Source organism: Streptomyces zingiberis, from assembly GCF_012034935.1.
In the GTDB taxonomy this organism is placed as follows: domain Bacteria; phylum Actinomycetota; class Actinomycetes; order Streptomycetales; family Streptomycetaceae; genus Streptomyces; species Streptomyces zingiberis.
Genome location: NZ_JAATEN010000010.1, coordinates 157,031 through 174,199, shown reverse-complemented (window position 1 = coordinate 174,199; position 17,169 = coordinate 157,031). Strand labels below are relative to the sequence as shown.

Annotated in this window: 16 protein-coding genes; 9 read left to right on the top strand and 7 right to left on the bottom strand. The window is 69.6% G+C overall.

Going from position 1 to position 17,169, the window contains the following annotated elements:
* Positions 1–100: 100 nt before the first annotated feature.
* Together HCK00_RS15360 and HCK00_RS15355 are read left to right on the top strand one after the other, a co-directional pair.
* Positions 101–658 carry an ATP-binding protein gene (locus HCK00_RS15360; protein ID WP_168102501.1) on the top strand — a complete coding sequence of 186 codons (558 nt, stop codon included), beginning with the start codon at positions 101–103 and terminating at the stop codon, positions 656–658.
* 129 nt (positions 659–787) lie between these two features.
* A complete protein-coding gene (locus HCK00_RS15355) occupies positions 788–1,927 on the top strand; it encodes an MrcB family domain-containing protein (RefSeq protein WP_168102500.1) in 1,140 nt (379 codons plus the stop codon).
* A gap of 11 nt (positions 1,928–1,938) precedes the next feature.
* On the opposite strand, the gene HCK00_RS15350 is transcribed toward HCK00_RS15355, so the two are convergent.
* Positions 1,939–2,601, bottom strand: a complete 663-nt coding sequence (locus HCK00_RS15350) for an ATP-binding protein (protein WP_168102544.1) — start codon at positions 2,599–2,601, stop codon at positions 1,939–1,941.
* A gap of 185 nt (positions 2,602–2,786) precedes the next feature.
* Between HCK00_RS15350 and HCK00_RS15345 the strand changes: the two genes are divergently transcribed.
* Together HCK00_RS15345 and HCK00_RS15340 are read left to right on the top strand one after the other, a co-directional pair.
* The gene (locus HCK00_RS15345; protein ID WP_168102499.1) at positions 2,787–3,635 is read left to right on the top strand and encodes a helix-turn-helix domain-containing protein; all 849 of its coding nucleotides are present in this window, start codon (positions 2,787–2,789) and stop codon (positions 3,633–3,635) included.
* The gene (locus HCK00_RS15340) at positions 3,632–3,847 is read left to right on the top strand and encodes a DUF397 domain-containing protein (protein WP_168102498.1); all 216 of its coding nucleotides are present in this window, start codon (positions 3,632–3,634) and stop codon (positions 3,845–3,847) included. Before HCK00_RS15345 ends, HCK00_RS15340 begins: the two co-directional genes overlap by 4 nt.
* Before the next feature lie 40 nt (positions 3,848–3,887).
* Here the strand turns inward: HCK00_RS15340 and HCK00_RS15335 are convergent, their stop codons facing one another.
* The 3 genes from HCK00_RS15335 to HCK00_RS15325 are packed head-to-tail and all read right to left on the bottom strand — an operon-like array spanning position 3,888 to position 6,706.
* Positions 3,888–4,394, bottom strand: coding sequence for a nucleoside deaminase (locus tag HCK00_RS15335; protein ID WP_168102497.1), 507 nt, complete (start codon positions 4,392–4,394; stop codon positions 3,888–3,890).
* Positions 4,395–4,436: 42 nt separating this feature from the next.
* Positions 4,437–4,991, bottom strand: a complete 555-nt coding sequence (locus HCK00_RS15330; RefSeq protein WP_168102496.1) for a hypothetical protein — start codon at positions 4,989–4,991, stop codon at positions 4,437–4,439.
* Positions 4,988–6,706, bottom strand: a complete 1,719-nt coding sequence (locus tag HCK00_RS15325) for a hypothetical protein (protein ID WP_168102495.1) — start codon at positions 6,704–6,706, stop codon at positions 4,988–4,990. The genes HCK00_RS15330 and HCK00_RS15325 overlap by 4 nt, the downstream gene beginning before the upstream one ends.
* A 572-nt stretch (positions 6,707–7,278) precedes the next feature.
* Between HCK00_RS15325 and HCK00_RS15320 the strand changes: the two genes are divergently transcribed.
* Complete coding sequence (locus HCK00_RS15320) at positions 7,279–7,722, top strand: spore-associated protein A (RefSeq protein ID WP_168102494.1); 444 nt, start codon at positions 7,279–7,281, stop codon at positions 7,720–7,722.
* Between the two features lie 134 nt (positions 7,723–7,856).
* Here HCK00_RS15320 and HCK00_RS15315 read toward each other — a convergent pair whose 3' ends face one another.
* The gene (locus HCK00_RS15315; RefSeq protein ID WP_168102493.1) at positions 7,857–8,864 is read right to left on the bottom strand and encodes a helix-turn-helix domain-containing protein; all 1,008 of its coding nucleotides are present in this window, start codon (positions 8,862–8,864) and stop codon (positions 7,857–7,859) included.
* 392 nt (positions 8,865–9,256) lie between these two features.
* On the opposite strand from HCK00_RS15315, the gene HCK00_RS15310 reads away from it, so the two are divergent.
* From HCK00_RS15310 to HCK00_RS15300, 3 genes are all read left to right on the top strand, one after another.
* Positions 9,257–9,508, top strand: a complete 252-nt coding sequence (locus HCK00_RS15310; protein WP_168102492.1) for a hypothetical protein — start codon at positions 9,257–9,259, stop codon at positions 9,506–9,508.
* Positions 9,509–10,217: 709 nt separating this feature from the next.
* On the top strand, positions 10,218–11,363 hold the full coding sequence (locus tag HCK00_RS15305) for a glycosyltransferase family 4 protein (protein ID WP_168102491.1): 1,146 nt from the start codon (positions 10,218–10,220) through the stop codon (positions 11,361–11,363).
* Between the two features lie 250 nt (positions 11,364–11,613).
* Complete coding sequence (locus HCK00_RS15300; protein ID WP_168102490.1) at positions 11,614–13,596, top strand: condensation domain-containing protein; 1,983 nt, start codon at positions 11,614–11,616, stop codon at positions 13,594–13,596.
* A 197-nt stretch (positions 13,597–13,793) separates the two neighbouring features.
* On the opposite strand, the gene HCK00_RS15295 is transcribed toward HCK00_RS15300, so the two are convergent.
* Positions 13,794–14,153, bottom strand: a complete 360-nt coding sequence (locus tag HCK00_RS15295; protein WP_206320393.1) for a helix-turn-helix domain-containing protein — start codon at positions 14,151–14,153, stop codon at positions 13,794–13,796.
* A gap of 909 nt (positions 14,154–15,062) precedes the next feature.
* Here HCK00_RS15295 and HCK00_RS15290 point away from each other — a divergent pair.
* On the top strand, positions 15,063–15,563 hold the full coding sequence (locus HCK00_RS15290; RefSeq protein WP_168102489.1) for a hypothetical protein: 501 nt from the start codon (positions 15,063–15,065) through the stop codon (positions 15,561–15,563).
* Positions 15,564–15,644: 81 nt separating this feature from the next.
* On the opposite strand, the gene HCK00_RS15285 is transcribed toward HCK00_RS15290, so the two are convergent.
* Positions 15,645–17,153 (bottom strand): alpha/beta hydrolase, encoded by a 1,509-nt coding sequence (locus HCK00_RS15285; RefSeq protein ID WP_168102488.1) that lies wholly within the window; start codon positions 17,151–17,153, stop codon positions 15,645–15,647.
* Positions 17,154–17,169 lie beyond the last annotated feature (16 nt).

Sequence of the window (17,169 nt, the reverse complement as noted above, 5' to 3'; positions counted from 1 at the left end):
GGAAGCCCCCATTCTGACCTGGTTGAGCACCTTTTTGGAGGTACACCCTGGGTTCTCACCCTCAGGCGGTCAATCGAAGTGCCGAAAGGACGTTGCCACGATGCGCCCCGCACCCCTCCCCACGCCATACGGCTTCCGCGTCGCCCCCGACCTCGGCGCGCCGTCACGGGCACGACGGCGCATCCTCACGGTGGTGCGGAGGTGGGGCGTGCCCTTGTCCGAGCGCGCCCTACGGGACATCGAGTTGATGTCCAGCGAGGTGATCACCAACGCGATCGTCCACACCGGCGCCACCTGCACCGTGGTCCTCCGCTGGACGGGACAACGCCTGCGCGTCGAAGTGACGGACACGAGCCCCGAGTCACCCATGGTCAACCGCAGCGACGCCGACGAGGAACACGGCCGGGGAATGCTGCTGGTCGAAGCCCTGGCCTCGTGTTGGGGAAGCAGGCCGGTGGCGGCAGGGAAAGAGGTGTGGTTCGAGGTCGCGACAGACCGCCGCGCGACAGGCCAAGGTCGCCTGTCATCTCTGGTCCGCGTAGGGACTCTCTCGGCCCGGACGACGGCAACCCCGCCGCCGGGTGGGCGGCGCCGTCGCGTGCTCGTTCTTGCGAGGGACACCGAGCATCTTCCCCTCCACCTTCTACGACCTCGGTGATCCCCGTGACCGTGCCCCACCGATGACCGCAGGATCGTTCGCGGCCACCCCCGTCGTGACTACGCGGATCGCCAACCAGCCCTTCCGCGCACCCTGGTGATCGGGGATCAGCGCACGTAGCGTCTGGCCATGGACCTCCATGACCTCTTCGTCCAGATCGCGGCCACCTATGACCGCAAAGACGGCACTCGAACCGGCGTTTTCGCGCAGGATCTCCTGCGATCAGTACATAAGGAACTCAGAGCGGTTGTGCCAGCCGGGTTGGAGATCGCCGGTTACGGCGGCCAGGGCTACGCCAACACCACGCCTTGGATCGGAGTTTTTGATCCGGATGTAACAAGAAACCCAAAAGAGGATCTTTACCTTGCCTACATTTTCTCTACGGATTTGGAATCAGTTACCCTAACTCTCCAACAGGGCGTCACTCAACTCACGGATGAACTCAACAAGGGGGAAGAGCTACGCGCACGCCTTGAACGCAACGCTCAACGTTTGCGGAAGAAGCTCCCGCAAGAAATAATCAAATCCTGGCACGATGAGCCGCAATTCAAGGAACGAAGGTGGCGGGCACGCGCCTACGAATCCGCCAATGTGGCCGCGCGTCGCTACCTCATAAAGAGCCTACCGCCAGAAGTCACACTCCGGCGCGACCTCTGGAGCATGGCAGAAATTCTTCAGTACGCGGCTTCGGTCGAGAAGAGCCTTTGGTACTGGGACCCGCCAACCGACGGAACTCAGCTTGAAGTCGAGTACCAGGGCGGCCACAAGGAAATAGTAGATCAGCAGGGGGACCTTCTGGAGAACTTTCGACCGAAGAATGATGGCGATTACATCGCCAAGGTTTCGGAAAAGCACCAGACCCGAGAACGTAGACACGAGACGCTGATCAGCGAGTTCGGACCCTACATAGCGGAACGCGGGTTCACCCCCATCACGGAAGGTATGCACCCGCGCGATCTCGTACTGCGGCGAGGTTCGAGCGAATGGCTAGTCGAAGCCAAGGTCGTGAGGCGGGGAAACCCAACCAAGGCCGCCAGAGAAGCGCTGGCACAACTCTTCGAGTACCGCCACTTTCTTTACGGGGAAGCGGGAAGCAAGCCCCACTTGCTAGCCCTCTTCACGGAAGACGTCGGGGTCTTCGCCGAATACCTTGAGACTCACGGCGTGGCATCGGTGTGGAAGACGCTTGACGGCTGGTCGGGATCTCCGATGGCCGTCCATGAAGGGATCGTTACCCAACCCCTCCCGAGCCAACCGACCAGCGGTTGACGGCATAGCTTTCAGCAAGCGGCCGAGGCTCTTTCAAGCGTTGCCTCGAATCGCGTCTGGGCCCGGTCGATTACATCATCGGAATCCCAGCCGTTTCCCCGGAGCCAATGGAGGAGATCCGCGATCAGGCTGATCGCGGACTCCTCCGCCACCCTGGTCGCCAAGGGGGACGCACCCTCTGCGCCCGGCAGGCTGCCAGCCCCGTAGAGGAGGAGTACGGCTTCCGCTCGGTCAGTTCGTCGACCGCCGCGACGGCACGGGGGAACGGCAGTCCCCGTACTCACTTCGCACCAAGTCGTCTTTCCCGACGGATCCGGCTCGACGCCCCACCGGTCGACCAACGCGGCCACCAAAGCCAGCCCCCGGCCCGACTCGGCCTCGTTGTTGGCATCCGCGAGCACGGGAAGGGCCCCGTCCGCCGGGTCTCGTACGGCGATGCGGAGGCGACCACCCGTCATGGCGACCGCGAGGGTAGTGGGGGTCCCTGGCCCCACGTGCTTGATGACGTTGGAGACCAATTCGCTGACGCAGAGTTCCCCGATGTCAGCCCGCTCCGGCAGGCCCCACGCCGCAAGTTGTAGTCGGATGAGCCGTCGCAGGGCCGGCACCTCGGCAGGCTCGGCCAGGAAGTCCAGTCGCCAGCTGTTCGCGGTCGTGCAGAGGCCACCGCTCATATCCATCACCCTCTTCGGATCTGGGGAGTGCGCACCGAGCCGGAGCGCCGCTCGATGAGGAGCATGGCAGTCGGCATATCCGGACATGCAATGTGCACGCCGGGTTTCCCTCCATCGAGTGACCACAACTGGCCTTCGGCTTGCCGTGGGTGGAAGGCTCACGCTCAAGACGAGGAGGGGACGGGATGGCGGGATCACCAACGGCACGGCGTCGCAGGCTGGCGATCGAGCTGAAGAAACTGCGCGAGGAGAACAAGCTCACGTGCCAGCAGGTGGGCACGGCTCTGGACTGGAGTGGGTCGAAGGTCAACCGGCTGGAGACGGGGAGCGGCCGCGTACAGCCTTCCGATGTCGACGCCCTGTGCCGCTTCTACGACACCTCCGATGAGCTGCGCGACTTCCTCAAGCAACTCGCCAAGGACAGCAAGACGCGGGGGTGGTGGCACACCCATGGCAGCGCCGTACCGCAGTGGTTCTCCGTGTACGTCGGCCTGGAGCAAGAGGCGTCCAGCCTGCGCCAGTACCAGTGCGAGGTCGTACCTGGGCTCCTACAGACGCCCGCGTACGCGGCCGAACTGCACCGGATCATCGATCAACTCACCGGAGATGACCTTCAGCGTGCAGTGGACGTCAGGATGCAACGGCAGTCCATCCTGACTCGCGAGAATCCTCCAGACCTGTGGGCCATCGTGCACGAGAGCGTCCTGCGTCACGTGATCGGCAACCGGCAGGTGACGATCGCACAGCTCGAACATATGCTGGCTGCGGGCGCGTTGAAGAATGTCACCCTCCAGGTTCTGCCGTTCGACGCCGGGACCTATCCGGCGACGGGAGCCTTCTCCATTCTCGGTTTTCCCGAGCAGGAGGACCCCGACGTGGTGTACCGGGACGGGCTGACGGACGCGGTCTACCTCGAAACGGTGGACGACGTGAAGAAGTACACGAAGGCGTACGACAACCTACGGGCCCTCGCGTTGAGCCCGTCTCGCTCGGCCGACCTGATCAAAGGCGTACTGGAGGAGTTGTCCCGATGAACACTGCGTCCGAGTCCACGTCCCCGGCTCTCCGCTGGCGTAAGAGCAGCTACAGCAACGGGGCTGGCGGCGAGTGCCTGGAGTGTGCCACCACCGGTCCCGCGATACTCGTCCGCGACTCGAAGAGGCCGGGCGGCCCGGCCCTCGCCTTCCCGTCGGCCGGCTGGGGCGCGTTCGTCGCCGCCGTGCGAAGTGAGGGTCTCGGCCGCTGACCGGCTCCCCTCGTACCGCCACGGCGGCGAGCCCTCCGGCTCAGAACTTCGGTTCCACCTCGACCGGGAGCTGTTCCGCCCACTGGCGGAGGACCGACGCCGCCTCCGCCCGGAGACCGGGGACGGTCGCCTCCGCCAGGAGGGTGCGGTCCGCGTTCGGGCGGGCGAGCTGGCGGTAGAACTGAAGGTCCTCGAAGCCGTAGGTGGCGACGTCGTGACTGGTGGCGGCGTAGACCAGACGGGGAACACGGGCCCAGTAGCAGGCTGTCAGGCACATCGGGCAGGGCTCGCTGCTCGAATACATCGTGCCGTTCTCGAAGAGGTGCCCGCCGGTTGCCTCACCCGCCGCGCGGAGGGCCATCACCTCGGCGTGGGCGGTCGGGTCGCGCCGCTCGACCACCGAGCTGGTGCCCACGCCCACCACCTCGCCGCCGATGACGACCAGAGCGCCGAACGGCGTCTTGCCCTCGTCCTCCAAGGCGTGACGGGAGACGTCGATCGCCTGCTCCAGGAACTTCCGGTCGTCCTGTGCGCTGTTGTCGGACAACGGTTTCGCTCCTCAGCGGTGGTAGCGGTGGTAGGGGGATGGTCAGAGGTGGACGGACGGGTCGGCGTCACCGAAGGGCCCGTCCAGGTTGACGTCGTATCGGCTCAGTGGTGTGGTCGCGCCGTCGCGGTCCAGCAAGGCGAGCGCGTCGGCGGCGGCCGGGAGGGACCAGGCGCCCTCCTCGCGCACCGCGACCATATCGGGGATCCCCACCGACGGCTGATCACCCTGCACGATGATGCGATGCACCCGCGGCTCCGCCCGGCCCTCCGGGCAGAGCAGCGCCGTGGCGGCGGATATGCGGTACAGCCAGTCCTGGTGGACCTCCGCGAGCCGGGCGGCGGTGGGCGCGTCCACTCCTCCCTGACCGCCCGCCATCGGCAGACTGTGCAGGAGGAAGCGGTCGATCCGCAGCTCCGGCCGCCGGAGCTGGGCCATCAGCACGGCCTCGTCGATCTCGTTGCGCGGCGCCGTCGCCTCCGGGCGCAGCCAGCCCGGGGAGCACTGGACGAGCACGACGGCCTCGGCAGGTGAATCCGGCAGGGCCCGGAGGAGGTCCGGCCAGCTCTCCGCGCCGGGCGGCAGCGGCCGGCTCATCCGAGGCTCCCGGACCGGTTGCCGACCAGCCGCATGACCTGGAGGCCGGTGATGACGGCGCCCCTCGGGTCGGCGGGTGTCCCGTCCCCGGACTCTCCTCCGGGCAGGGCCCTCGCCGCCAGCCGGGCGGTGGCCTCGATCACCGGCTGCGGGAGCCCGTCGAGGAACAGGCGGAGCTGGCGGTCCGGCTCGCCGTCGCTGAGCGGCGCGAGCCGGGCGGCGACGGCCAGCACCATCGCGGCGGGCCGGTGGTGCGGCTCCACCTCGGGGACGGGCGTGCGGACGGCGCTGCGCAGACCGGCCGCCCGGACGCGCCCCCAGGCCCCGTCCGTCGCGGGCTTCCGGGACATGACGGAGGCCAGCAGCGACCGCGCCTGCTCGGCATCCGAGAACCACCGGTGGGAGCCGAACGTCCGCAGGTACGCGCCGAGGAGCTGCGGGTCGGGGGTGAACTCCGGTCTGATCAGCGCGGGTGGGTGGGGCAGACCGGTGTGGCGCAGGGTGGCGATGGCGCCGACGGACGCCAGGGTCCAGAAGCGGTCGAACTCCGCGACGGAGCCGAAGGCGCGCCGGGACGCCTCGGCGGCGGGGCCGGTGGCGCGTCCGCCGGCGTCCCGGCCGTAGAGGGCCTGGCGCAGGGCGGTGAGGACGGAGGCGCCGTCCCAGTAGTTGCCCATGAACTTGCGTCCGGCGAGGAGTTCGTGGGTGGGGTAGAAGGCGGCGGCCTGGTGGGAGCCGTGGTACTGGGTGAAGCCGCCGACCCAGGCCAGCACGGCCGTCGGTGTGGTGAGCGGGGTGCGCAGTTCCTCGGGCGCCGCCGACTGAGGGTCGGGGTCCACCTCGCGCAGGATCCGGTCCCGGCACCGGGTGGTGACGGCCACCAGCTCGCGCGCGGAGCCCGCGTCGGCGACCCGGCGGACGGACAGGGTGAGCGCCGTACCGGCCAGCCAGGCCAGATAGCGGCTGGTCCGGCCGAGCGCCACCGCCGCGTCCTCGACGGCGATCAGCTCGGCTTCGGTGGTGGGTTCCGCCGGAGTGGTTCTGGCCACGATGGTGAGGAGCGAGTCGACAAGGGATTCGATACCCTCCGCGGCCACCACCGCGTCCATGCCGCCCATCAGGGACGTGCGGGCGAGGCGGTGGATCACATCCACGTGCAGGGCGGCGGCTCCACCGAGGGGCGCGTGCCCCTGCGCCGCGCCGGTCAGTTCGTCGACCAGGTCCCGGGCCGCGCCCGTGTCCCGTCTGCCGACCGCCTGGTCCACGGCCGCGAGATACGCGGAGACGACCGGGTCGTCCCGCAGCCTCTCCTGTACCCGCTCCGGCTCGGTGGGCAGCCGCTCCAGGGAGCGTCGCAGGGTGCGGAGCAGCAGCCGCTTCCGGCCCCCGGCGCTCGCCAGGCCGAACAGGCGGACGAAGGAGAAGATCCCGAACACATCCGCGAGGAGGAAGAGCAGTGCCCCGTAGAAGGCCGTGGTGTCGCTGCCCCCGAGCAGGCCGACCACGGTGAACACCGAGGCCAGCCAGCCGATGACCACCCACTCCCGGAAGGCGATGTGGGTGTCGATCTCCCGCAGCGACGGCCAGCCGCTGGCCGCGTTGAACGAGATGGCGAAGATGACGGCCTCGCCGGTCAGGATCGTCGCGAAGAACGCCACGCTGAACTGCGTCGCGTCCACGATGGCGTCCCGCTCCACCGTCACGCGCAGTGCCACGGCGGCTAACGCCAGAGCGCAAACCGCCAGCGCGCTCCGCCGCTGCCACGCGGGCACACCGGCGACACCCCGCATCAGCGCGGCACCCCACCCCACCCGGGCCCCCTTCACCGTCCTTCAGCTTTGGCCGCCGCACTTCCGGTCACGGCACGGAGAGCCTACGAGGAATGAGGATGGCGGGCACAGACCGGTGGTCGCCCTCCACTACGTCCGAGCCCAGATCATGACGCTGAGCACTCACACGCTCTGGTCGAACAAGTCCCCGGGGGATCTGTGCGCTGAGGCCGGGCGGCGACGGTTCGTCCTGCCGGACGGCGGTGTCGCTGGCGGGGTTGCGTCCGCCGCTGCCCCGACGGCGCAGGTGCGCCGCTGATCCGCTTCCCGGCCGTCACCGGCACCGGCGGTCTCCGCCGCGCTTCCCTCGGCGGTCGTCATCCGCGGACGGGTTGTCAAACGATCGGCCACGGGAGGCCAAGGACATCGAAGGGCCGCCAGGGCATTCTGCGGGGGACGTTCCTGCTCGAACGCCGCCGTCCGAACGGCGCGCCCTTGGCATACGGAGATGAATGGTCATGGTTCGCACAACGGCACTACTCGGTTCCCCGGCGAGAACGGCCGCCGCGGGTGCCGCCGCGGTCACTCTGGCCGCGGCCGGGGTCCTGGCCACGGCGGCACCGGCGTCGGCGGCCAACTACAACGGGGCGTGCGGAAGCGGGTACACGCTGGTCGACTCGGCCCCGGTGCGCACGCTGACCGGCACAACCCTGGGGGTGTTGTTCCTGACCTACAACACCTCCAACGGATACAAGTGCGCGGTCACCGTCAGCAATGTCGGCCGCCCTGTGCCGATGGCGGTCGGAATCAAGCGGAGTTCGGCCGGCACCTGGGTCTTCGACAAGGGCACGTACACCTCGTACGCCGGTCCGGTGTACACCTACGCGCGCGGGCAGTGCGTCGACTTCGACGGTGTGATCGACTCGGCCCGCAAGAGGCTGGTCAACACCAACTGCAAGTAGCGGCGGCACGGCCGGGGCCACGCACGGCCGGTCGCCCCGGAAGGTCCCGGCCCGGAGTCACCGTCCGAGACCTTCCCGGGCGCCGGGGCCCACCGGCGGGCACGCGCCGAGCCGCGACGGCAGCGGGGAGGAACTCAGCCCGGTTCGATGAGGAAGGTCTGGTCCTCCTCTGTCCCGCACGGTTCCTCCGTGGCTTCGGCTCCCGAAACGGTCTCGTCCCCGGCGATCCCGATACAGTCGGCGCTGTTGGCCCGGTGGAGCCGGAAAGCCTTCGGCCCGGCGCCCGGGACGGGGTCGAGGCGGAAGACCGTGGAACGGTCGCAGTCGTCCCACGGCTCCACCAGCCCTTTCGCCGGCTCGGCCGTGATGACGGTCAGGCACCCCTTCCCCTCCTGCGGGTGGTGCCACTGGATGCGGTAGAAGCCGCTGCCCGCCGGTTCGAGGTAGGTGCGGGGCACCGGGGCCTGGGCGCAGGGAAGCTGGACGGCGATGGCACTGGCGTGCCTGCCTCGGCGATCGCGTCCATCGGTGAGGCAGTGGTCGGGCGTGCGGACGGGACGGATGGTGACCCAGCCGTCGGCAGGCCTGCGTGCGCCCGGTCCTTGATCACCGGAATCGCCGGAACCACCCGGACCGCCGGACCCACCCGAATCGCCGGTGGGAAGGAACCACACGACGAGGAATGCGGCCAGAAGAGCCACCAAGGCGACCGCCGGTGCGACGACGCCCAGTTTCACGTGGCGCCACCGCGAGGCCGTGACGGCCGGACGGCTCGGCTGCTTCCCCCGCGCCGCCTCGGGCTCGGCCCCGGGAGCAGCCTCCGGCTCCGCCTCGGGACCGGGCGCCTGGAGCGGGGCGGGCTCTTCGGCCGCTATCCGGTCCCTGACCGTCAGCCAGGCTCCGACCTGCTGCCCCGCACCGCAGGCACGGACGAACGCCGCGACGACCTCCGGCCGCGGCAGGCTCGTTCGCCGCAGGGTATCGGCCAGCGTGCTGCGTGCCAGCACATCATCGTTGTCGGCGGCCCGTTCCTCCAGCTCGCGGAATGTCAGGCCGGCGTGCTGCTTGAGCCGGCGCATGGCTGCGACGAAACCGGCAGCGTCTGCCGCCTGGTACGGCGACGGTGTCCCCGGGTTCCCCATGGCCAGTCATCCTGTGGGGCTGTGGTTGACGGGGCAACAGCGGATCAGGCCATGGTCCTTTCATCCTGTCCGGATCATTACCCGGACAGGCCCGTGACCAGCCCGGACACCGGGAGTCTGTCCGGGACGCCCAGACACTGTTGATCTGCGAATCCGACCGCCAGCAGTCTCTGTGGTGCCCGACCGCCCGAGCCTCGCACCATCCCTTCCTCCGCTTCCTCCGCTTCCTCCGGAAAACGGAGCGGCCCGGAAGGAGGGGTCTCCTTCACTGCCGGAACAGCACAGCACCACCGTTCTCCGGCGGTGAAAGGACCGTCCGTTCGGTGCTGCCGGATCGGGCTTTCCGGGATATCGCACAGAGCCATTCACATGCGGAGAAGAAGGAGAAACACATGCGTGCACGTGTGCTGCTCGCCGGCGTAGCGCTGGGAGCCACCATGCTGGCAGGAGGCGCCGCCACCGCACAGGCGGCCCCCGCGGCCCCGTCCGGGTCCGAGGCCGCGGCGACGGTGGCCGGGAGCTGGGTGCGCATCGGCACCGGCAGCGAGTCCTGGTGCCGCTCGATGGCGGCGTCCTACGCGGGCTCCGCCTACTGCAGCTTCGTCAGCACCGGCAAGTGGGCGCTCTACGTGTGGGTCGAGTAGTCCCCACCGCTCCGGCCGGGTGGCGAGGCATCGGGCTCATCGTGAGCGCGCCGTAACCCGGCCACGGAAGCGGCGCACCGCCACAAGCCGGGTCCGGCGCTCCCCGTCCGCGGGGGGGCGCCGGACCCGGAGGCCGTGGCTGCGGCGCGTTCGCCGCCGCCGTGCGGAGGCGGTTTCCCGGGCAAGCCGCGAAAGCCGCCGCCGCACGGCGGAATGGGAAACAACCACTCCTCGTATCCGCGGCGAGGCAGCAACAGCCAGGGAAGTTGCACCGGAGGAACCGACCCGCGACCCGCGTCGTCGCGGTTTTGCGCATAACAGCAAATCGTGGGACAACCCGCTCACCCGAAGGGCACGGTGAGTATGGGCCGGGAGATGGAGCCGCCGGGCAGCGGCCGAACGACCGGGAGAAGGGTGAGGTCCATGGGCTGTGGATTGCGGCACGGTGACGCGATGACCGTCCCGCCGCCTCCGGAGCCCGTGGTGACGCGCCCCGCTCCGCCAGGACACACCGGCCTGGCCGGCCTCGCGGAGTTCGCGGCGCGGGCCCACGCCTCACGGACCACGGTCCGCACCCCCGGCGAGGGATCGCTCACGTGGTCCGGACTCGATCCGGCCGGGCGGCGGCTCGCCGGGAAGCCGGCGGCCCGGACGCCCGCGACCTGACGGCCACCGACCCACACTCCCCTCGTCACCAGGAGCACAGACCATGCGATTTCTCGTCGTCACCGGCACCCGGCCCTGGGCCGCCACGGGGGGAGCCCGGCGTATCCGGGCCGCCTCCGAAGCCCTTTCCCGGCTCGGGACCGTCGATCTCGTCGTGTTCCGCTTCCAGGGGGCGCCTCCCCTGGAGTCGGACCCTCCGGTCGGCCCCTTCCGTAAGGTCCTCCTCCTGGACGACGCCTACGACAACGACCGGAACAGGGCGGCCCTCCGAGAAGCGCTGCCGCGCTGGAACGGCGGTGAGCCGTACGACGTGATCTGGCACGACAGGGAACGCCTGTGGCACATCGCCGGTGGATTGGCCGAAGGGAAGTCGGTGGTGGATGTCGATGACCTGGAGGACGTGATCCTGGCCCGCTGGCAGCGGCTGGGGAAGAACTCCGAAGGAAACCCGCTGGACGCTTCGGAGCGCGAAGCGCAGCAGGCGGAGATCAGCCGTCTCCGGGCCGGCCACGCCGACGTCGCCGCGGCGGCCGACATGCTGGTCTTCACCAGCGAGCTGGACTCGGCGACATTCGCCTTTCCCAACAGCACGGTGGTGCCCAACACCTACCGCCGCGAGGAGGGAACGGCGCAGGAACACCAGGGCCCCGCTCCCGGCGAGGGCGGCACCATTCTGTTCCAGGGGTGGCACGAATGGCCGCCCAATGTGGACGCCGCGGTCTGGTTCGTCGAGGAGATCCTGCCGAGCATCCGCGAGAGGTGCCCTCAGGCCGGATTGCTGCTCGTGGGAAAGCCCTCACCAGCCGTGCGGAAGCTGGGGTCGGCACCTGGCGTCGAGGTCGTCGGAGAAGTACCGCACATGCGTCCCTATCTTGACCGGGCAGACGTGATGATCGCACCCCTACGCGTCGGGGGCGGCACCCGCATCAAGATTCTGGAGGGCTTCGCCAGTGGCGTCCCCGTCGTCTCGACCGGAATCGGCTGCGAGGGGCTGGGGGCGGAGGACGGAGTGCATCTTCGCATCGCGGACGATGCGGAAGCATTCGCCCGGTCGGTGGCCGACCTGCTCGTGGACGGGGATCTGCGCCGCGCTCTCGCGACGAACGCGGGAGTCCTGTACGAGAAGCAGTACACCCCCCACGCGGCGAACGAGGCCATACGCCGCATCGTCGAGCAGCTGACGGCATAACGCCGGAGCCTCAATCAATTCTTCGAACCATTGCCGCAGATCCGGGAGACGTTCGAGCGACCCACCGTGTTTCCCGGTGTGGTATCGCGTGACACCGGGCACCGCATGCTCACCGCTGCCCGGCCGTGCGGCAGTTCACCGGCAGGCCACGGGGCGGGAAGGGTGAATCGGCATGCGGGACCCGCGGACCACCTCCATGAGGCAGATCCCTTCTGCGATGTCTCCGGACGGCGGCGTTCGGGGGCCACTGATGTGGTCCCAGGAAATGTACTGGTACCAGTATCATCTGCCACTCCCCGTCCCGGACAGCGCGAAGATCCCACTCGTGGTCCGCATGCCGGCGGCCGGGATTCCCGAAGAGCTGGTCACCGACGCCGTGGCGCAACTGATGGCCCGCCATGAGGCACTGCGCACGGTCTATCCGACAGACGCCTCGGGTGTGCCGTTCCAGCTGGTGCTCGACGCATTCGAGATCCCTGCCCCCTTACGGCGGGACGGCGATGGCCCCGAGGACGTCTCGGCCCTCTTCCATGCGCTCTTCTCCCCTCCCATGGACCAGGCGGCGGAACTTCCACTGAGAATGGGATACGCCCTCAAGGACCGGCGTGTGACCACCGTCGTGCTGGTGCTCAATCACCTCTCCGTGGACGGCGCCTCCCTGGGCCGGATCAGGTCGGACCTGATCAGCTCCCTCGATCCCGGCCGCAGGGATGCCCCCTTCCCGCCGAAAGCCCAGGAGGGGGACGCCCAGCCGCTGGCGGTGGCGCGCCGGCAGTCAACGGCGCGGGATTCCCCGCACGAACGGTCCATGCAGCACTGCGAACGGATCCTGTCCACATCACCTGCCGCCCAGTTCCCACGCTTTCGATCGATGGCGTCCGGGGAACCTCGGCAGGATGCCGTGAGCCACTACCACAGAGTGGTTCTCCGGTCGCCGGACCTCTTCTCGGCGCTGCAAGAACTCACCACAAGAGATGCCGGGTTCAACGCGGCCCATTACCTTTCCACTGCCTTCACCGTAGCCGTATCCGCCCTGTCCGGAAACTCGGACGTGACTCTCCGGATGAATTTCTCCAACCGGTTCCGGGAAGTGCGCCGATCCGTCGGCTGCTTCTTCCAGGAAGCTCTGGTACCGGCCGGCCTCTCATCGCAGCTGCCGATTCGCCAGGTGATGGCGGACATCAGACAGGGCATCCGCGTCGCGACGCGTCACGCGCAGTACTCCTATCTCGCCCTTCGGGACCGCAAGGCAAGGATCGAGGCGCGGCGCGGACTGTCGATCCGGCTGGGCACGGTCTTCAACTGCAATGACCGTCTCGATCGGAGCCTGCGGAGTGCGGCCGCACCGGGCGGAGCCGCGCAAGAACGCCCGAAGAGCACGACGGAGCGGCTCGACTGCCTCTGGCGTGACGAGTACACCGACCTCTCCCTCAGGGTCTCCGCGTCCGGCGACTTGGCGCAGCTGGACCTCATCGCCCACCGGTCCGTGATGGACCAGGCCCGGATCGAGACGATGCTGAGGGCCATGGAGCGGTTCCTCATCGCCTGGGCCAAGGAGCCGGATCTGGCGGATTCCGCCGTCACCGACGTGGTCGAGCGCTTCGGGCTGCCGACCTCCTCCTACGGTGAGGAGTGGGCCTTCGTCGACAACAGCTGGGTCGACACGGCCAAGCTGGAACGAACCCTCAGGTCGGTGGAGGGGATCGAGGCTGCCGTGATCACCGTGGCGGAACAGCCGTCGCGTGCCCGCGTCCTCGTGGCCCACGTCACCGGGGACCCGCGCCGTGAGGACGAAGCCCGCGCGCACGTCCTGGCTTCGCTGCGGGAGAACGTGGATCTGGTGTGCCCGCACGCGTTCGTGTGGTCCGCGAAGGTGCCGGAGTCCGGCCCGGTCGCCGCGGCCGGGCCCGCACGGTGCGGCGAGGCTCCGGAACCGGCGGATGGATCCGGGAGCACGGCGGATCACGACGGCGGAGCAGCCCGCAGGGCGCTCGCGACCGCCGTGGCGGCCGTGGTGGGCGATACCGCCGGCACCATGGACCGCTCGTACGTCGAGCAGGGCGGGACCGCCGTCCTGGCACCGGCCGTGATCGGCCACCTGCACCGTTCGGGCTTCGAGGGCCCCACCCCGGACGACCTGCTGGGACCGTGGCCCCTGCGCACCGTGGCGGAGCTCTGCACGAGGCGGGTGGGCAGCGACAGCCCCTCTCCGGCCCCGGGGACCGATCACTGAGGTGGGGGCGTGGTGCCGGCGAAGCCTGGCATCACGCCCCCACCTCACATGACGCGTACCGATACCGCGGATCCCCCGCGAAGTACGCTGCGGCTTTCCTCGGGAAGCGTTCTCCTGTTCACCCGCGCCGTTCCGGTGTCGCGGCTCCCGCGAATCGGCGCGCTCGTCCACCGGCCTCCGTCCGGAAGCCTCGGACCTCAGGCATCGACGCAGGGGGGCCGGACGTGCCGAGGCGGGTGGTCCGGACGCACGGGCACGCGCATCCTGCTGCCGAGTGCGACACCTAACTGGAAGCGATTGTCGACCCCCAGCCTGTCCATGAGCGAGCGGAGGATGTTCGTCACCGTGCGGGGGCTGACGCCGAGCCGGCCGGCCGCACTCGCGTCCGTATGCCCGGCGAGCAGCAGCGCCACCAGCTTGCGCTGGCGTTCGTCCAAGGGCATGACGGCGGCGATTCTCTCCTCCAGGGGCGGATGCGCCGGGCGGGACCGCTGTTCGGTCTCGGGTATCCGGAGGACGCTGCGGCGCGCAGGTGGGGGGTTCGTGGGGCTACGCATGGGGCTGGCTTCCACTATCGGTAGTCGGATGGGATCCGGCGGATGGGTGCCGCCGTTCCCTGATGGTCAGAAGCTGACTGCGAGGGTGAGGTCGGAACACCCGACGGCGCAGCCGCGGGTATCGAGTTCCGTCTCACGGGCGATCCGCTCCGCGTGATGTCCGGCACGACGACGGAGAGGGTGTCCCGGGTCTTCCGGTGATGTCCGTGCGCCCGCGGTGGAGAGGAGTCCGACGCGGCCACGGATACGTGGGGGTTTTCCGCGATACCTCCGACATCCGCTCCCTCTCACGACCCTGGCACAGCGCCACTGGTGCAGCCACGGATTGCCGGTCCCCGGATGAGCGCTGGACAAGATCGGCAATCCATGCATCGGTAACGGACGTCCTCCCTCGGCGGGCTCCGCCGTTGCCGAGGCGGTCGGCGACACGGTGGCGGGCTGTTTTCTCGTGATTCCGGTGGTGGTGATGGGCCGGCCGGCCTTCGGTGCCCGCTCTGACAACACCAGTGGCTTCTGCCGGCCGGTAAGGCGCGGGCATCCCCGATTCGGCATGGATCCCGTTCAAAGCCTCCAAGAATTCGCGTCGTGTCTCTGCGGGAAAGGGAGAAAGAACGGTGAACCGGCCCCCTCCGAACGGCGAGTCCTGTGTATTGCGCGCACACATCGATGAGAATGTGTGGGCCACTCGGTGACAGCGAACGGCCCGAGGCCGGGCCGTTCGCGGTTCACCACGGACGAGTTGCGGGCCGCCGGTATTCAGCCGGAGCGTTTCGGGCTCTCCGTCACTTAGGTGCACGCGGCCACCGCGCCCTCCGCCGGCCCGTTTCCGCCGCCACCGGGCACGCCCGGTATACGCGCGGCGGACGCGGACGGCGGGCGGTGCGGGGCCCTTCCGGAAAGTGAACTGCCGTGCATTTTCACGGATATCAATGGGTCGGGGAGAAATCCGAATTCGACCGGGAGTCCCGGCGCCGGCTGCCCGTCGAGCCGTGGCCGAGCACCGACGCCGTCGCGGGCGCCGAACGCAGCGAGGCGTACCACGTGCTGACGGAGGAGTTCCTGAATTCCCCGGTGCCGCCCGTCGAGGTGGCGCTCTGGCTGCTGAAACCGGCCGAGCTGGTGTCCGGTTCCTGGGAACGGGCGGACGACGCCGCGGGCTGGCTCGGCGCCCGGCTGGCGGCGTACGCGCCGCGCTTCGAACCGGACGCCGACCGCAGCCCCGCGCATCTGCGGGGCCTCGTCGGCCGTCTCACCGGCACCCTCCAGCACGGCGGGGACGTCTCCCTCGGGTACTACCTGGGGACGCCGGTCTTCCTCTCGCTGGCCGTCGTCGCCTGCTCGCCGGAGCGCGCGGAGGCCGGGCTGCCCTGCCCGGCGAAGGGCGCGGCGGCCCTCGTCGCCGACCGGTGACGGCCGGCCCGGCGCCGGGCACGGCCCCGTGGCGTGGCGGTTCCCCCGTCACCGGGAACCGCCGCGCCACGGGTCAGGGCGTCAGCCCGCGCGGCACTGCACGTCCTTGCCGGGCATCTCGCCGTCGACGAGGTACCGCGTCGTGGTGTCCAGCGCGCACGGGTTGCCGCCCAGGACGTAAACGCCGTGCCCGGTGTCGTCGACGCTGACCAGCCGGGACCGGTCCGCGAACTTCTGGCGCAGCATCTTCCCGCCCGCGTGCGGGGTCGCCGGGTCGCGCAGGTTCTGGACGATCAGCACGTTCCGCGGCCCCTCGTCGTTGATCGCGACCGGCGGCTCGGCCGGGGTGTGCGGCCAGAAGGCGCACGGGGTGATGTTGGCGGCGGCGGCGCCGTACATCGGGTAGCGCTCGCGGTCCTCGGCGACGCCCTTGCGGTAGGTGTCGACGTCCCGGGGCCATTCGACGTCATTGCAGGTCACCGCGGCGAACACCGCGAGCTGGTTGTCGAACTGGGACGGCTTCGCGCCCTCGTTCTCCGCCAGCATGCGGCGGGCCGCGGCGCCGTCGCCCTCACCGGCGGCCAGCGCCTGCCACTGCTGGGCCAGCCTGGGGTACTGCGACTTCCGGTAGAGCGAGCCGAAAGTGACGAGCCGGAAGATGGCGCCGTCGAAGCCCGCCACCGGGGCCTTGTCGAGCCCCTCGGCGAGGTCGAAGTAGGTCTCGTGGACCTGCGCCGGGGTACGGCCCAGACCGTAACTGCCGTGCCGGGCCGCCGCCCACCGCGCGAAGTCGGGGAACGACTGTTCCATGCCGAGGGCGAAGCGGCGCATGCCGTCGCGGTCGAGATGGGTGCCGCCGATGTTGCTGTCGAGCACGATCCGGTCGGAGCGCTCGGGGAACATCGACGCGTAGGCGGCGCCCAGCGCCGAACCGTAGGAGTACCCCAGGAAGCTGGTCTTCTCCTCGCCCAGGGCGGCCCGGATCAGGTCCAGGTCACGGGCCATGTTCGCCGTGGTCAGGTGGCGCAGCAGGCCCTTGCTGTCATTGGCCTCGCACTGCCCGGCCGCCTCCTCCGCGATCTTCGCCTGGGCGGTGACCGCCGCGTCGTCGGGCGCGTACGGGGGGATGTTGGCCCAGTAGGAGCCCTCCAGGGTGAAGCCGCAGCCGATCGGCGCGGAGTGGCCGATGCCCCGGGTGTCCATGCCGATCAGGTCGTAGGTGTCCAGCACGGAGGCGGGAATGCCCTGGGCGTTCAGCAGGGCGGGCAGGGTCAGTCCCGACCCGCCGGGGCCACCCGGGTTGAGCATGAGCGTCCCGCGCCGCTTCTCCGGTTTCGTGCCGGCCAGCCGGGAGATCATGAGGTCGATCCGCTCGCCCTCGGGGTCCGTGTGGTCCACCGGCACGGGCACGGTGGCGCATTGCAGGACGGTCGGGGCCGCTTCCGCCACGACATCCTCGGGGCAGGTGTCCCACGTCACCCGCGCGGCCCGCGGCTCGTCCGCGGCGGCGGGCACCGCGGCCAGCGAACAGCCGAGGCCGAGGACGACGGCCAGGGCCGTGCTCCGGCCGATCCTGCGTGGTCGATTCATCTTCAGTTCTCCATGA

Coding starts and splice junctions, on each gene's coding strand:
- HCK00_RS15305 (WP_168102491.1), top strand. CDS start 10,218: ATGCGATTTCTCGTCGTCACCGGCACCCGGCCCTGGGCCGCCACGGGG.
- HCK00_RS15315 (WP_168102493.1), bottom strand. CDS start 8,864: ATGGGGAACCCGGGGACACCGTCGCCGTACCAGGCGGCAGACGCTGCC.
- HCK00_RS15285 (WP_168102488.1), bottom strand. CDS start 17,153: ATGAATCGACCACGCAGGATCGGCCGGAGCACGGCCCTGGCCGTCGTC.
- HCK00_RS15310 (WP_168102492.1), top strand. CDS start 9,257: ATGCGTGCACGTGTGCTGCTCGCCGGCGTAGCGCTGGGAGCCACCATG.
- HCK00_RS15350 (WP_168102544.1), bottom strand. CDS start 2,601: ATGAGCGGTGGCCTCTGCACGACCGCGAACAGCTGGCGACTGGACTTC.
- HCK00_RS15355 (WP_168102500.1), top strand. CDS start 788: ATGGACCTCCATGACCTCTTCGTCCAGATCGCGGCCACCTATGACCGC.
- HCK00_RS15340 (WP_168102498.1), top strand. CDS start 3,632: ATGAACACTGCGTCCGAGTCCACGTCCCCGGCTCTCCGCTGGCGTAAG.
- HCK00_RS15295 (WP_206320393.1), bottom strand. CDS start 14,153: ATGCGTAGCCCCACGAACCCCCCACCTGCGCGCCGCAGCGTCCTCCGG.
- HCK00_RS15330 (WP_168102496.1), bottom strand. CDS start 4,991: ATGAGCCGGCCGCTGCCGCCCGGCGCGGAGAGCTGGCCGGACCTCCTC.
- HCK00_RS15300 (WP_168102490.1), top strand. CDS start 11,614: ATGTGGTCCCAGGAAATGTACTGGTACCAGTATCATCTGCCACTCCCC.
- HCK00_RS15320 (WP_168102494.1), top strand. CDS start 7,279: ATGGTTCGCACAACGGCACTACTCGGTTCCCCGGCGAGAACGGCCGCC.
- HCK00_RS15360 (WP_168102501.1), top strand. CDS start 101: ATGCGCCCCGCACCCCTCCCCACGCCATACGGCTTCCGCGTCGCCCCC.
- HCK00_RS15345 (WP_168102499.1), top strand. CDS start 2,787: ATGGCGGGATCACCAACGGCACGGCGTCGCAGGCTGGCGATCGAGCTG.